Genomic DNA, 15170 nt, shown 5'->3' with positions numbered 1-15170 from the left:
ATGCGCCCCGCAGTTTCCATCCTTCGAACCCCGTGAGCGTGAACGAGGATCGACCGGGCGACGGCGTCTTCCAGAACGCTCCTGATAGTTTCGACGTCGCAATCCTCGCCCATACGTGACACTCCGTTTCGGATGCCGTAAGGTAGCCCCCGCAGCTTCAGGACCTGAAGCCGCGTGTGCGTCAGTTCGAGTCGACGACGGAGTCGGGACAGGCCGCCGCTCGTCCCTCGAGGTTGACCGGCTCGCCTTCGAGGCGATACGTAAAGTCGTAGGCCATGCTGCCGCCGGAACCGGGAACGACGGTGATTTTGCCGGTTCGCTCGTCCCCGGCACAGTCGGCCGCGTCGACACCGTCGGGGAACGCGAACGGCGCGTAGGTCGTTTCGAACGGTTTCGTCTCGCCCGGCGGGACGACGAGATCGGTTCTCGACGGTGAGAGCGGTCGATTCTCCTCGATACCGATAACGCCCGGCCCCGGGTCGAACGTCGACGGGTCGAACGAGTCGGCCTGCGGATCGACCGTCGGGTTCGGAACGTCGCCGTAGATCGCGACGAAGCGCGCGAGAAGCGGCGCATCGCCCTGTTTCTCGAGCGTGAACCTGGCGCGACCGTCCGGGAGCGGTTCGACGGCTCTCGTCACGCCGTGGATCACTTCCCAGACGGAGAGGTGCGCCGTCCCGTCCGGCGTCTCGGCTCGGACGCGAAGTCCCGGGTAACTGGAGGAGACCGTCTCGAGCCGATTCGGGAAGATCACGGGGAAGCGAACGGTTCCGCCCGGTCCCTCGACGCGATCGAATTCCTCGTCGGTCGTGGAATCGACGAGGATCGCCCGCTCTACGTCGACGTCATCGCGGAACTGGACGCGGAGATCCGTCTCTTCGTACCAGTACTCTTCGAACACGTCGTCGGTCTCCAACCCCGACCGAGTGAGCGGAAGCGACTCGGTACAGCCGGCCGAGAGGAGGGTACCACCAGTGGCGAGGGCCTGCAGGAACGGGCGGCGGTTCATGAACGGGATATCACAACCAAGCGGCATATATTTTCTATCGATTCGAGCGGAACGCGATCGGTCGCGTAGCCATGATCGTGTATACTTTCGACTCGAGGAAAGAGCAACGCTTACAGGTTCGTGCGTTCCGCTATCGACCATGCGAGAGACCGTGCTCCTGATCGGCGGCGGTGGCCGCGAACACGCCATCGCCCGTGCGCTCGAGGACAGCGAGGCCGACCTGTACGCCTGTGCCGGCAATCGGAATCCCGGTATCGCCCGGATCGCCGTCGGGTTCGAGACGCTCGAGACGACCGACCCCGACGCCGTCGTCGACTACGCCACGGAGATCGATGCGACGATCGCCGTCATCGGTCCGGAAGCGCCGCTCGAGGCCGGCGTCGCGGACGCGCTCGAGGCCGCGGGGGTCTACCCCTTCGGGCCAAAAGAGGCCGACGCCCGGATCGAGACGGACAAGGCCTTCCAGCGGCGGTTCATGCAGGAGAACGACGTGCCGGGCTGTCCGGACTTCGAGACGTTCGACGACATGGACGCGGCCTGCGCGTTCATCGACGACTACGACGGCGATCTGGCGATCAAGCCCGCCGGCCTCACCGGCGGGAAAGGCGTGAAGGTCATCGGCGATCAGGTGACCGCCGAGGAGGGGAAGGCGTACGTCCGCGACGCCGACTACGACCGGATCGTCTTAGAGGAGCGACTGATCGGCGAGGAGTTCACGATTCAGGCGTTCGTCGCCAACGGCGAGTTCCGCACCGCGCCGGCAGTCCAGGACCACAAGCGCGCCTACGAGGGCGACGAGGGGCCGAACACGGGCGGCATGGGCAGTTACTCCGACGCGACCGACGACCTGCCGTTCATGACCGAGTCGGACTACGAGGACGCCGTCTCGATCATCGAGGCCACCGTCGACGCACTCGACGACTACCGCGGCATCCTCTACGGCCAGTTCATGCTGACCGAGACCGGCCCCCGCGTCGTCGAGTTCAACGCCCGCTTCGGCGATCCCGAGGCGATGAACACGCTGCCGGTACTGGAGACCGACTTCCTCGAGATTCTGACCGCCGCTCGCGACGGCGACGCACCACCGGAACTCGAGTTCGCCGAGCAGGCGACGGTCTGCAAGTACGCGGTGCCGGAGGGGTACCCCACCGACCCCGAGGCGGGTGCGAAGGTACAGGTCGACGAGGAGAGCGCGGGCGACGCCTTGCTCTACTACGCGAGCGTGGACGAACGCGACGACGGTATCTACACGACCACTTCGCGGTCGTTCGCGCTGGTCGGCGTCGCCGACTCGATCGACGAAGCCGAGGCAATCGCCGCGGACGCGCTCGCGGTCGCCGGCGAAGACGGACTACGCGTGCGCCACGATATCGGTACCGCCGACCTCATCCAGCGCCGGATCGACCACATGAGCGAACTCCGCGATAACTGAGCCACGGTCCCGCTTTCGTCCGTGTGCTGGTGACGACAGTGCTCGCGGTCTAGACGACGAGAACCACCGACGCGACCGCCCCACCCACGAGCAGCACGGTGCTGTAGGCCGCGACCCGGTTCCGGAAGCCGTCGTTCGTCGAGGTCGAAGCCAGCAGTGCCTTGACCACGATGCTCGAGACGGTCGCGAGCAGGATGGCGATCGTCGCCTCGGCGGGCCCGAGCTGGCCGCCCCGGTAGAGGACGACCGCCGAAGTGGTTGCACCGGCGCTCGAGACGAAGCCGCTGGCGACGGCGGTCGCGTAGAAGCCGAGCGTTCCGAACCACGTCTCGGCCAGCGACCCGAACACGAGGACGACGAGGAAGACGGCCCCGAACGCGAGGGCGTTCTTCAGCGAAAACGGGCTCTCGAGTTCCATCGGACCGGATTCGGTCCAGTCGGCGGTGAGTGCAGCGACGGCGAATGCGAGCAGGATGACGGTCCCGAGCGGGACGATCGCCTCGACGAGGATATCCGTCTCCCCGCCCGCGGTGAAGCCGACCGCGATCGCCAGATTCCGGGCAGCCATGGCGGCGTTCGCGAGCAGGATCGCCGCGACGGCATACGAGGACGCGTCGGGCCGCTGGTTGACGTGATCGAGCATCGTTCCGACGACGGCCGTCGAAGAGGCGAGTCCGCCGAAAAAGCCGGTGATCGCGATACCACGACCGCCGTAGGTGGAGACGATCGCGTAGTTGACGATCCCGATCCCCGCGACGGCGACGACCATCAGCCAGATGACCTGTGGCTCGAGCGGGATGGTAAGCCCCGCGATTTCGGGCTCGTAGGTGGCCGGAAGCACCGGATAGATGACGAACGCGAGGATGGCGAACTCCGTGGTCGAGCGCATCTCCTCGCGGGAGAGTCCCCAGGCGAACTCGTGGAGTTCCCGTTTTAACACCAACAGGAGCGAGGAGAGGACGGCGACGGTGACGCCTTCGAGGATGAATCCGGCGGCAACCAGGACACCGACGCCGTAGGCGACGAGCATCGAAACGGAGGTCGTCAGCGACAGTCCCGTCTCCGCGGGGTCGTCCTGCATGAGTCCCTGGACCGCGAGCAAGATTCCTTGGACGATCACTAAAACGCCGCCCAACGGGAGCAGACTCTCGCCGACCCCACCCTCACGTACGAGCACGGTAAAGACCGCACCGAGCAGACTGATCAGCGAGAACGTCCGGATGCCGGCCGATTTCTGTGACCACTCGCGCTCGAGTCCGAGGAACATCCCCAGCGCGCCCGCGAGGGCCATCCGAACGACCGTCTCCTCGAGGGGCGCATCCGCGACCTGTAGCGCAACCTCGTTCACTGCCGAACGTTCGCCACGACCACGGATAAGCGACCCGCCGGGAACGGCGGACCGACAGTCGTGACTCCTGGGCGTCCAGCGGCGGAAGCGACCGGGGTCCGGGACCCGCTACAGGTCGACGTACTGGCTCTCCCACTCACGGCGCGCCTCGAGTTCGCGGCGGCCGCGGCGAGTGAGCGTATAAAAGTTCGTTCGACGATCCCGGCGGCCCTTTTCGATGAGGCCCTTGTCGACGAGCGTATCGAGGTTGGGATAGAGCCGTCCGTGGTGGATCTCCTTTTCGTAGTACTGTTCGAGTTCCTCCTTGATCGCCAGGCCGTGTGGCTCGTCCTCGCCAGCGATGACGTAGAGCAAGTCACGCTGGAATCCTGTCAGGTCGTACATTGGGAAAGTACCAATCGTACTTACTGTCGAATTTTAATAAGGCTATCGGGTTGTTTCGATCGAAAGGGGGCTATTACCAGCGAGAGGACGCGTTTTCAGTATCGGCGATCCATAACACCCATGACGAATCGTCTGCGGAACCACACATAATGCGCGGTTCATGTTTACAGTTCGTGAGTTACGTTCCGGGATAATTATACGTAACGACCGCGCCACCACGGGCTCGTATCGGTCCGGAATAACGGACAGCGCCGATGCTATGTCGATTCGATATCGAAACAGGAAAGCAGATCGCGTGACGGAAAAATGTCACGCGATCGCTTGCCGCCCTGAATTGGTCCCCGCTGACGCTTCGGCCCTCCAAGCGAAGCGTCACCAGAAGGGTTCTGCCGAGTGTACTTAAATGTAACGACACTGGTCGGGGCGGCGTTCCCGTCGCGCGTCGCCGTGGTCACATGTGTTCTTCCTCGAGCACCCAGCCGATCGCGCGCTTGTAGTAGGTAAACATCTCCTCGACGCCGTCGTGGCGCATCTCGTCGCTCTCGAGGTGGTCTTTGAGGAACTCGTACTGCTCGCGGATTTCGTCTTCGTCACGCATACCCGTGACTTCCGAGCGGACGGGGAAAAAAGCCGCTACGCCGAACTGACATCGTGCCGTTTCCCGGTTCGGGGCTCGCACTCGAGCGGACGGCGACCTGCTGCCCGGACACACGCGCGTGGACGAATATGCGGGCACCTCCACACAACGGGCATCGGACCGTCGTTGTCGCCGGGTTCCGCACTGCGTCGCCGCGTCGTTTCAGGACGGAAGGACGCACTTTCCGTCACGAAACGATCCGAAACGGGCGGCCGCTCTCAGATGGCAAGCGCTCGGCGTGCAGCGTCGATTACCTCGACTCTCGCGTCGAAAACGGAATCGCCGTCAGTTGTGAGCGAGACGATCGAAACCGATGGGGCACGGCCCTGGTCGGGCCCGACGGAACCGGTTACGAACTGTTCTCGGCGTCGCTCTCGTTGCTCTCGTTACCGCCGGTGTCGCCGTCGCCGAACGTCAGCGTGACCTCCTCGTCGCCGCCGTCGATTTCGACATCCGATTCGGTCTCGTCGCCCTCGTATTCGGCGCTGACGGTGTAGGAACCGTCCTCGAGGTCCTCGAATTCGACCCCACCGTCCCCGTCGGTCTCGTCCTCCATCGGGAAACTCTCCTCGCCGCCGTCGGTCGTGGTCTCGTTGTCGGACTCGTTGTCCATCTCGCCGTCCGACACGTTGTCCGTCCCGTCGTCGGTCATCGTCTCGTTGTCCGAGACGTTATCGGACTCGTTGTCCATCTCGTCGTCCGATGACCCGCCCATGCCCGCTTCCTCGAGAGTGACGGTCGCGCCTTCGACCGCTCCGTCGGCGTCCTCGACCATGACGGTCAGCGTATACGTCCCGTCGCCGGTTCCCCCGTCCTCGCTCTCGTTTTCATCGTCGGTCGTGTTGTTCTCGTCGTCCGTCTCGTTGCCGCCGGGGCCGCTGTCTGCACACCCGGCAAGTGCGAGCGCGCTTGCTGTTCCTGCTGCGGTCACGAACGTTCGCCGGTTCAGTCTCCGGGACATATATTCGGGTTGGACGTTCCGGTTGGTTTCGATGTGGCCTGCAGGTGCTGCCCGTTAATGACCTATTGAACGATGCCCACCGATCGATGATCCTCCTCGTATGCGTACCATCAACGGGGCCGAAGTGTCACAGGAAGTGATGAAACAGGGACGACACGATGGGTTCGACCGGCCCATCGAACCGAGCACGCGCCCTCGCTGCCCGGTCGCGGCGGGTCGGTGGGACTTTTGCCGTTCCGACCGTATCCCCGCCCATGAAAATCCGGGGCGAGCGCGAATGCAAGGCGTGTGGGACTCGGTGGTCGTACTACGAGACCGGCAGCGTCGGCTGTCCGGCCTGCGGGAGTCTCCGAAGCGTCGGCGTCGACGAACGGACCGAACATACCGACCTGCAGGTCGCGTTCGATCTCACCCCCGTTCGGAACGCGATCGACGAGACTGACCCCGACGAACTCGCCGAGCGGGCGCGCGACCGCTGTCGCGAGTACGTTCGCCGACGCGGGTTCGTCAACGCCGGCACCCTTCGGGACCTCGACGATACCTACCTCGCCGCGGGCGAACTCCTCCACGTCGGCGACATCGTCGCCCGCGAGATCCACCTCGAGGACCGCGACGAGCTGTACTTCCTCTCGCTGCTTCGCGACGCCGATCGGGGCGAGCGGCCGCCGGTCGAGGACGTCCCGCGCTCGTTGCAGGCGGCCCGCGGGCTCGCGTACGCGACCGCCGTCCGCGAGTACCGCCGCGACATCAAAACGTGGGCCGCCGACCGCGATCTCGCCGCCGACGAACGGAGCGCCCTCGAGACGCTCGGCGAACACGTCACCCGCGTCCGGATGCTCGACGGCGACATCGAACCGGAGACCGCCGAACGGCTCGTCGAGGCGACCCGCGAGCTAGCACACGGCCTGCGCGGCGACGAGTTCGCGTTCACGCAGGCACAGGAGCGTCTGGACGCCCTCGAGTTCGCCGACGGGGACGCCGATGGCCGATTCGGAGGCTGAGCCGACGCCTCGAGCCGGCACCGGTGCCCCCGTCTCGGTCGTCGTAAATCTTGCATCACTTATACTCTCGATTGAATAGTGACTAATCGACGCACGGACCGCCCTGAATCGGTTCGGTTAGCGACGGGTTCGATACCGGCACGGCCGTCTCGAATCGGTCGTCCCACCGAACGTCCGCAGGGTGGCCGGGCCACCCACTATGGAACACGAACCATCGGAGAACCACCCGGAGGCGAGCGACAGTCGCACAGCATCCGAACAGTCGACGGCTGACGGGCCGTCCCCGTACGTTCCCGCGGGAAAGAGCGTCGCCGAACTCACGATCAAGGCGGTCGGCATGGGCCTCGCACTCAACGTCGTGATGCTGACCGCGAACATGTACCTCGGCATGCGCTCGGGAATGACGATCAGCGCGTCCATCCCGGCCGCAGTCATCAGTATGGGCCTCTTCTACGGCCTTCGACGGGCCGGCATCGGCGGCTCGATCCTCGAGAACAACATCGTCCAGACGATGACCTCCGCGGGCGAGGCGCTGGCGGCCGGCGTGATCTTCACCATCGCCGGCGTTACGTTCCTCGACGAGTCCATCGACATCGTCGGCACCGCGTCGGTAGCGATCCTCGGCGGCCTGCTCGGGGTCCTCTTTATGATCCCCATGCGCCGCTATCTCATCGTCGACAAACACGAGGAACTCCCCTATCCCGAGGGAACCGCGTGTGCCGACGTTCTCGAGGCCGGCTCTCGCGGCGACGAGGGCGTGAAACTCATCTCGTTTGGCTTCCTCGTGAGTTTCATCTACATGTGGTTGGCAAACGGGATGGCCGCATTCCGGACGACGCTCCAGACGGCGTTTTCGGCCGGCGAGACGGACGGGTTCGCCATCGGCGGCGACTTCACGCCCGCGTTGATCGGCGTCGGCTACATCATCGGACCCCGGATCGCCGGCTACGTCTTCGGCGGCGGGCTGATCGCCTGGATGATGCTGATCCCGCTGCTCATCACGGGCGGCTTCGTTCCCGAGTCGACCGCCGACGCGGCGCTGATGGTACAGGCCGACAAGGTCTGGGACGAGTACATCCGCTACGTCGGCGCGGGTGCAATGATCGTCGGCGGGTTCTACGCGATTCTCTCGATGCGGGGAACGATCGCCGACGCGCTGGGCACCGCCGCGACGGAAATCCGCGGGTCCGAATCGGCTGCGATGAGCGACCGGAAGCGTACACAGCGGGACCTCCCGATGAAGCTCGTCGTGGTCGGCGCGGTTCTGATCGCGCTTGCACTGGTCGCCGTCCCGCAGGTGCAGGTCGGATTGCTCGGCGGGTTCATCGCCGTCATCGCCGCCTTCCTTTTCGTCGCCGTCTCGGCGTATCTCGTCGGGGTCGTCGGCAGTTCCTCGAACCCCGTCTCCGGGATGGCCGTCGCGACTGTCCTGATCGCCGCGCTGGCGATGCGCTCGGCCGGCGTCGCCGACCCCGTCGTGGTACTGATGACGGCCTCGGTCGTGGCCATCGCCGCCGCGGTCGCCGGCGACACCTCCCAGGACCTGAAGACCGGTTACCTGCTCGGCGCGACCCCGCGAAAGCAGCAGATCGCCCAAGTGATCGGGATCGCCGTCTCGGCGCTGTTCGCCGGCTGGATCCTATACTTCTTCCACCAGGCCTACGGCATCGGCACCGATCCCATCCCCGCGCCCCAGGCCGGGATGATGGCGCTGATCTCCGAGGGCGTCCTCACCGGCTCCGCCCAGTGGGGGATGATCCTCATCGGCGCGGTCTTCGCGTTCGTCCTGATCCTCATGGATGTCCCCGTCCTCCCGTTCGCCGTGGGAATCTACCTCCCGATCACGCTCTCGACGCCGATCTTCCTCGGCGGCCTGCTCCGGGCCGGGATCGACCGCTACGTCGCCCGGCGCGACGACGAGGACGGTACGCTCGCCGAGCACGCGACCTCGAGGGGCCGGATCGTCGCGGCCGGCCTGATCACCGGCGAGGCGATCATGGGGATCGTCATCGGCGCGCTCTATATCACCGGCAGCGGTAATGCGGAAGGAGCGCCCTACCCACTCGGACTCGCCGGCGAGACGCAGACGCTCCTTGGCGTCGTGGCGCTCGTCGCGCTCGTTGGCCTCTTTACCGCGAGCGTGCTCTGGAACGCTGACTCCGCCGAGACGGTCGACACATGAGCGCTCACGGGCCGACCGCGGTTCCGAAACGAGTCGCCGACGACTGGCGGGAGACGACCGTCGACGGCGACTCGAGGGTGACCATCGTTCGGAGCCGCCCCCCGCGGAACCGGCTCGACGAGTTCCTGTTCGACCTCTTCGGAACGAGCCGCGAGCGCGAACTGACACTCGACGCCGTCGGCACGACCGTCTGGCGACACTGCGACGGCGACCACACCGTCGCCGAAATCGCCGCGGCCGTCGCCGATGCACACGACGGCGACCGCGTCGAGCCCGTCGACGAGACGCTCTCGCACTTCCTCATGCAGCTCGCGGAGCGTGATTTGATCCGGTTCGACGAGTAACTCCCGTCACCGATTCACGGCGGCGACGCTCGAGGCGCACCGAATTCGACCGATATCGAGCGATCGAAACGCGTCCCTCGAGACGACCCCGCCGCCCGGATCAGGGGAGTTCGACGTCGACCGATTCCTGCAGGCTCGCCGCTTTGACCGTATTGTAGAGCAACATCGCGCGGGTCATCGGGCCGACGCCGCCGGGAACGGGCGTGATCGCGCTGGCTTTCGCCTTCGCGCTCTCGAACTCGACGTCGCCGACGAGTTCGTACCCCTTGTCCGTGTCGGCGTCGACCCGGTTGACGCCCACGTCGATGACGACCGTCCCGTCCGCGAGCATCGACCCGTCGACGAGCTCCGGGACGCCGGCAGCCGCGACGACGATGTCGGCGCTGCGGGTCTTTGCGGCGAGGTCGTCCGTGCGGGAGTGACAGACCGTCACCGTCGCGTTGCCGTCCTCGGCTTTCTGGATCAGGAGATTGGCGAGCGGTTTGCCGACGATGTCCGAGCGGCCGACGATGGTCACGTCCTTGCCCTCGGTGTCGATCTCGGCCGCCTCGAGGAGTTTCTGGACGCCGTGGGGTGTACAGGGACGGAACCGGGCGTCGCCGGCGACCAGCCGGCCGACGTTTTCGGGGTGGAAGCCGTCGACGTCTTTGATCGGGTCGACGCGACGGATCACGTCGCGGTAGTCGACGTGGTCGGGAACCGGAGCCTGGACGATGTAGCCGTGAACATCGTCGTCGTCGTTGAGAGCCGCGATGGCGTCGTACAGCTCCTCCGGCGGCGCGTCGCCGTCGACGTCGACGTGGTGGCTCTCGATGCCGACCTCCTCGCAGTCTCGCTGTTTCATGTTTACGTAAGTCTGGCTCGCTGGGTCGTCGCCCATGAGCACGGTCGCCAGCCCCGGCCGCGAACCCGCGTCGGCGAGCGTCTCGATCGCGTCGGTTAACTCGTCTCGAAGCTCGCTCGCGACAGCGTTGCCGTCGATGATCTCGGTCATTACCTGAGTGGGGGGCCGCGGGGCTCATTAATCCCCGGATCGGTGCGCACAACGTCGGTATATGCGGCCCAAATGCACACGTTCGTGGATATTCACATCAGAACCGCTCGTCGAGGAACGACCGGATCGCGTCGTTTGCCGCCTCGGCCCCCTCGAGGTTCGCGGTGTGGCCCGCCTCCGGAATCAGTTCCATCTCGGCGTCGGGCAGTTCCTCGAGCATCGGCTCCGCTCGGGACGGGGCGATCGAGGGGTCCTCTTCGCCGTGGACGATCAGGACTGGTACATCGATCTCCGAGAGACGGTCGGTCACGTCCGGCCGGTCGAGCCACGAGTGTAGCTCGTGGTAAACCGCCGCGCCGGGATACGTCGCCCAGCGATTGACCCAGGTCTCGACCAGTTCGGGGTTCTCCTCGCGGGTCGTCTCGCCGAAGAGATATCCCGTCACGCCGTCGGCCAGTTCGCGCGGGGTCGCCTCGTGAGACCCGTCCAGCGGCTCGACGAGATCGCCGTAGACCGCCCGTTCTTCGGCCGTGTGCGGTGCTGCCATCGAATCGATCAAGACCAGCCCATCGACCCGCTCGGGATACTCGAGGGCGAAACGCAGCCCCATGAACCCGCCCATCGACATGCCGGCGATGACGGCGCTGTCCTCACCGATCCCGTCGAGCAGTGCGTCACAGTCGTCGGCCAGCTCCCGGAGACCGTAGCCCGGAGCGTACCGGTCGGTCCGGGCCCGGAGGTCGTAGGCGACCGCCCGGTACCCGTCCCGCAGCGCCTCGAGCTGGGGCGCGAACATCGTCCGGTCCATCAACGTCCCGTGGGCGAAGACGACCGGCTGGCCCTCGCCGACGTCGGTCGTGAGCGCGTCGGTTCTGGTGCGGTACATCGCCGTCGCCGTTTCGTCACTCATGCTACCAACCCACATTAGTAAGTGACAAAAGGTATTCGGTCCGACGCGATCTCGCTCGAAACGGACGGCGACCGGCGACGCGAGGTCTAGCACACGCGGTCGCGGATTTCGACAGCCTCGAGCCTACAGGAAGAACGCGCGGAAAAACCGGCGAGTGGCGTTCGCAGTCGGACCGGCCGTGGCGACGCGGTCGTCGGCTACTCGTAGAGCGGGTTGGCGTCGCAGAGGGCCGCGACCTCGGCGCGGACGTCCTCGATGACGGTTTCGTCCTCGGGGGCGTCGACGACGCGGGCGATCAGGTCGCCGACTTTCCGACAGTCGTCCTCGTCGAAGCCGCGCGTGGTCAGCGCCGGCGTTCCGGCGCGGATCCCGCTCGGATTGAACGGCGATCGCGTCTCGCCGGGCACCGTGTTCCCGTTGAGGACGATGCCGGCCTCCTCGAGGGCTTCCTCGGCGTCGCTGCCGGACGTGTCGGGGTGGCTGTCACGCAGGTCGACGAGCACGAGGTGATTGTCGGTGCCGTCCGAGACCAGCGAGAAGCCGTTTTCGGAGAGGCTCTCACCGAGCGCCTGCGCGTTCGCGACCGTCTGCTCGGCGTATTCGGTGAACGCGGGCTGAAGCGCTTCCTTGAAGCCGACGGCCTTGCCGGCGACGTTGTGCATCAGCGGGCCGCCCTGACCGCCGGGGAAGACCGCCGAGTCGATGTCGTCGGCGTACTCCTCGTCGCACATGACGATCCCGCCGCGACCGGCGCGGATGGTCTTGTGGGTCGAGCCGGTGACGAAGTCGGCGATGCCGACCGGCGAGGGGTGGACGCCCGCGGCGACGAGTCCCGTGATGTGGGCGATGTCCGCGAGGTGGTAGGCGTCGACGTCGTCGGCTGCCGCCTGGATGCGTTCGAAGTCGATCTCGCGCGGGTACGCGGAGTAGCCCGAGACGATGATGTCCGGGTCGAACTCGGCGGCGTGGTCGGCGAGGGCGTCGTAGTCGATATAGCCCGTTTCGGGATCGACTTCGTACTGCTCGACCTCGTAGAGCTGGCCCGTGAAGTTCGCTGGATGGCCGTGGCTGAGGTGGCCCCCGTGGTTCAGATCCAGCGATAGGATCTTGTCGCCGGGCTCGAGCATCGCGAAGTATACTGCCTGATTTGCCTGCGTGCCCGCGTGGGGCTGGACGTTGACGTGATCGGCACCGAACAGTTCCGTCGCGCGTTCGATCGCGAGTTCCTCGACCGCGTCGGCGTACTCACAACCGCCGTAGTAGCGCTCGCCGGGATAGCCTTCGGCGTACTTGTTCGTCAGCGCACTGCCCTGCGCGTCGATGACCGCCTCGCTGGCGTGGTTCTCGCTGGCGATCATCTGCAACGTCTCTCGCTGACGGTCTACCTCGCCCTCGAGGGCGTCGGCAACGGCGGGATCGACGTCCCGAACCTGATCGTGGTCCATATCCGAAATGCAGTCTGGCGGCCGCATAAGTGTACCTTTCCCCGGCAAGAGGAGCCACTATACGAGGTCTTGACCCAACCGCTTGCCTGCCGTCGACCGCTCGCAGGTGGACACAACGCCCCGTCCGAGACGGGTCAGTTCGTCAATGTTCTGTTCCGACCGCTATTACCTATCAATATTGTAACCGAGCGGTCGAATACCGGCTGTATATGCCACTTACACGAACCCCGATACAACTAACTTGTCCCAGTGACATTCTGCCAACCGAATGATCGAGTGGGCGGTAGATGGCGACACTCTCCACGTCACCGACGCGGATAACGCCGAGCTAGCGGTCACTGGTGACGACCTCGACGTCAGCAGTTCCGACAGCGACGTCTCGCGCCCGGTCGACGAGACGGTCGCCGTGACGACGGACGAGCTACGGTTTCCCCACGCGGTCGTCTACGCGTTCTCCCTCGGGTGCGAGGAACAGCACGAACTCGATCCCGGCGGCGAGCCGCTCGCGCTGTCGCCCGGCGAGTACATCGTGGACATCGATACCGAGATCAAGGCCTACCTCCAGTTCGCCGGGGAAGCGACGATCGAAAAGACCGACGGCTACGAGGAGATCGTCGTCTCTTTTCCGGATCGAACGCGCGTCATCCTCGGCGTTCGCTGTCGCCACGAACTCCCCGCCGGTACGATCACCGTGCCGGACTCCCCGTCGGCGATCGCCGAGGCTATCACGCACATGGCCGCCTCGCACAAGACCACCCGGCCGGACCGATCCTACCCCACGCTCCGCGGTCATCCATCGCTGATCGAACGCGGCGAACGCCTCGAAATCCCCGACTGCATCCGAGCCGATACGCCGGATCACGGGATCGAACTGATCCTCCCGCCGGACTACGAGTCGCTGTTCGTGGCCGCGCCGCTGGCGTACTACCTGCAGGCAACCGTCCGGACGACCGACGATGGACCGGGCTCTCGTGCCGGAGCCGATTCCGACCGGCCGCGGCTCCGACTCCGCGATCACGACCGCGAGGAGGAACTGTCACCGATGCCGGATCTCGAGCGCGATGTCGAGCGACTCCTTCGAAAGACGTTCTTCCTCGATTGCCTCGCCCGGAACGCCGGTCCCCACGGGACCACCCTCTCCGAGAGCAGTCTGCTCGCGGCCCTTGGTCTCGACGCCAGCGTGCTCTATCATGCGTCGCCCCAGGATCGGTTGGCGACCTACCTCGATGTCCCCTACGCGGCGATCAAGCATCGCCTGCCGGAGTGGCACCTCTCGACGTACGTTTCCCCGACCTACGACAGCGTCGAGACGCTGCCCTTCCTGCTCGACCGGTTGAGCATGATTTACACGCCCCAAACCTCGGAGCTCGAGGGACAGGAACTGGTCGAGCGGTCGCTGGAGGACTTCTATCGGGGCGAGGGCGGCCCCGCCGAATTCGTGTCGGGTATCGAAGCCACGCCGACGGTCGGATCGAGTGGCTCCGGACGCGGTCGGGCCACCACCGGCCAGGTCGCCTCGGTCGATATCGTCAAACCCGAACTCCGAAGCGGCCGCACGCACGGATGGCTCGCGGACGGCGTTCCGATCGACGTTTTCAAATCGACGCCCACGGCCTACCACAACCGATTGGAGTTCCTCGAGCAGGCGAGCGATTCGACCTCGATCTGTGTCGTCCTCAACGATCCGGAGATGGCCGGCGAGCACGACGATGTCGCCGAAATCTATCGCCGGCGCTCCGAGGAGCTCACGATCGATCTCACCGTCGCGGAGTCCCTCGAGACGGCCGCCCTCGCCCGCGTCCTGGAGGACGACAACGACTTCGTTCACTACATCGGCCACTGCGAAACCGGCGGACTGTGCTGCCCCGACGGAACCCTCGCGACCTCGAGTCTCGACCGCTGTAATGCACAGACGTTCTTCCTGAACGCCTGCGGGTCCTTCTACGAGGGCATGAACCTGATCGAAAAGGGAAGCGTCGCGGGCGCGGTCACCGTCACCAAGGTGTTGAACGACCACGCCGTCAAGGTCGGATCGACGTTCGCAAAGTTACTGGTTCACGGCTTCAGCATCGAACGCGCGATGGTGCTCGCTCGGCGGCGGATCATGATGGGGAAAGACTACGCCGTCGTCGGTGACGGCACCCACTCGCTTACCCAGGCGGAAAGCCGCAATCCGACGACCGCGCGACTCGAGGAACTCGGGGAGGGCGAAAACGACGGGCAGTACCTGCTGTCGCTCGATTGCTACTCGACGCGGGTGACCGGCTCGTACTACTACCCACACACCGAAACCAACGACTACGCCTATCTCTGCGGGAACGAGTCGAACTTTACGCTGACGGAGCCGGAGCTGGCGACGATGCTCGCGGAGACGGAGGCGTCGGTAATCTACGACGGCGATATCTACTGGTCAAAAGAACTGAGCAAGCGGTTCGATCGGTGAGCGACTACGGCCCGCCGTACGTGCTGACTCGCTTGGCCCGCGCCGTGAACCGCGGCGACATCCGATCTGCCCCTCGCCCG

13 protein-coding genes are annotated in these 15170 nt (G+C 65.5%); 5 read left to right on the top strand and 8 right to left on the bottom strand.

What is annotated here, in order from left to right; translation table 11 throughout:
• Positions 1–181: 181 nt before the first annotated feature.
• Positions 182–1009: a hypothetical protein gene (locus FGF80_RS11450; RefSeq protein ID WP_175417026.1), complete on the bottom strand. Its 828-nt coding sequence runs from the start codon at positions 1007–1009 to the stop codon at positions 182–184.
• 139 nt (positions 1010–1148) lie between these two features.
• Here FGF80_RS11450 and purD point away from each other — a divergent pair, with 139 nt between their 5' ends.
• A complete protein-coding gene (purD, locus tag FGF80_RS11445) occupies positions 1149–2441 on the top strand; it encodes a phosphoribosylamine--glycine ligase (RefSeq protein WP_138654098.1) in 1293 nt (430 codons plus the stop codon).
• Positions 2442–2490: 49 nt separating this feature from the next.
• Here purD and FGF80_RS11440 read toward each other — a convergent pair whose 3' ends face one another.
• The 4 genes from FGF80_RS11440 to FGF80_RS11430 all read right to left on the bottom strand — a co-directional run bounded on the left by FGF80_RS11440 (position 2491) and on the right by FGF80_RS11430 (position 5771).
• On the bottom strand, positions 2491–3789 hold the full coding sequence (locus FGF80_RS11440; protein ID WP_138654096.1) for an MgtC/SapB family protein: 1299 nt from the start codon (positions 3787–3789) through the stop codon (positions 2491–2493).
• Between the two features lie 108 nt (positions 3790–3897).
• Positions 3898–4173, bottom strand: coding sequence for a PadR family transcriptional regulator (locus FGF80_RS11435; RefSeq protein ID WP_006186657.1), 276 nt, complete (start codon positions 4171–4173; stop codon positions 3898–3900).
• A 451-nt stretch (positions 4174–4624) separates the two neighbouring features.
• Complete coding sequence (locus FGF80_RS19215) at positions 4625–4771, bottom strand: hypothetical protein (protein ID WP_006186658.1); 147 nt, start codon at positions 4769–4771, stop codon at positions 4625–4627.
• A gap of 388 nt (positions 4772–5159) precedes the next feature.
• A complete protein-coding gene (locus FGF80_RS11430) occupies positions 5160–5771 on the bottom strand; it encodes a hypothetical protein (RefSeq protein ID WP_006186659.1) in 612 nt (203 codons plus the stop codon).
• 254 nt (positions 5772–6025) lie between these two features.
• On the opposite strand from FGF80_RS11430, the gene FGF80_RS11425 reads away from it, so the two are divergent.
• From FGF80_RS11425 to FGF80_RS11415, 3 genes are all read left to right on the top strand, one after another.
• On the top strand, positions 6026–6772 hold the full coding sequence (locus FGF80_RS11425) for a DUF7117 family protein (RefSeq protein ID WP_006186660.1): 747 nt from the start codon (positions 6026–6028) through the stop codon (positions 6770–6772).
• A 199-nt stretch (positions 6773–6971) separates the two neighbouring features.
• Positions 6972–8954, top strand: coding sequence for an OPT family oligopeptide transporter (locus tag FGF80_RS11420; RefSeq protein WP_006186661.1), 1983 nt, complete (start codon positions 6972–6974; stop codon positions 8952–8954).
• On the top strand, positions 8951–9298 hold the full coding sequence (locus FGF80_RS11415) for a PqqD family peptide modification chaperone (protein ID WP_006186662.1): 348 nt from the start codon (positions 8951–8953) through the stop codon (positions 9296–9298). The genes FGF80_RS11420 and FGF80_RS11415 overlap by 4 nt, the downstream gene beginning before the upstream one ends.
• Positions 9299–9398: 100 nt before the next feature.
• Here FGF80_RS11415 and FGF80_RS11410 read toward each other — a convergent pair whose 3' ends face one another.
• The 3 genes from FGF80_RS11410 to glyA form a co-directional block, all read right to left on the bottom strand.
• A complete protein-coding gene (locus tag FGF80_RS11410; protein WP_138654094.1) occupies positions 9399–10292 on the bottom strand; it encodes a bifunctional methylenetetrahydrofolate dehydrogenase/methenyltetrahydrofolate cyclohydrolase in 894 nt (297 codons plus the stop codon).
• A gap of 97 nt (positions 10293–10389) precedes the next feature.
• The gene (locus FGF80_RS11405) at positions 10390–11202 is read right to left on the bottom strand and encodes an alpha/beta fold hydrolase (RefSeq protein WP_138654092.1); all 813 of its coding nucleotides are present in this window, start codon (positions 11200–11202) and stop codon (positions 10390–10392) included.
• A gap of 197 nt (positions 11203–11399) precedes the next feature.
• Positions 11400–12647, bottom strand: coding sequence for a serine hydroxymethyltransferase (gene glyA, locus FGF80_RS11400; RefSeq protein WP_138654090.1), 1248 nt, complete (start codon positions 12645–12647; stop codon positions 11400–11402).
• Between the two features lie 268 nt (positions 12648–12915).
• Here glyA and FGF80_RS11395 point away from each other — a divergent pair, with 268 nt between their 5' ends.
• Positions 12916–15090, top strand: coding sequence for a hypothetical protein (locus FGF80_RS11395; RefSeq protein WP_138654088.1), 2175 nt, complete (start codon positions 12916–12918; stop codon positions 15088–15090).
• The last annotated feature ends 80 nt before the right edge of the window (positions 15091–15170 follow it).

Source organism: Natrinema pallidum, from assembly GCF_005890195.1.
In the GTDB taxonomy this organism is placed as follows: Archaea; Halobacteriota; Halobacteria; order Halobacteriales; family Natrialbaceae; genus Natrinema; species Natrinema pallidum.
The sequence above is the reverse complement of the archived record's forward strand: the minus strand, read 5'-3'. Positions and strand labels throughout refer to the sequence as shown.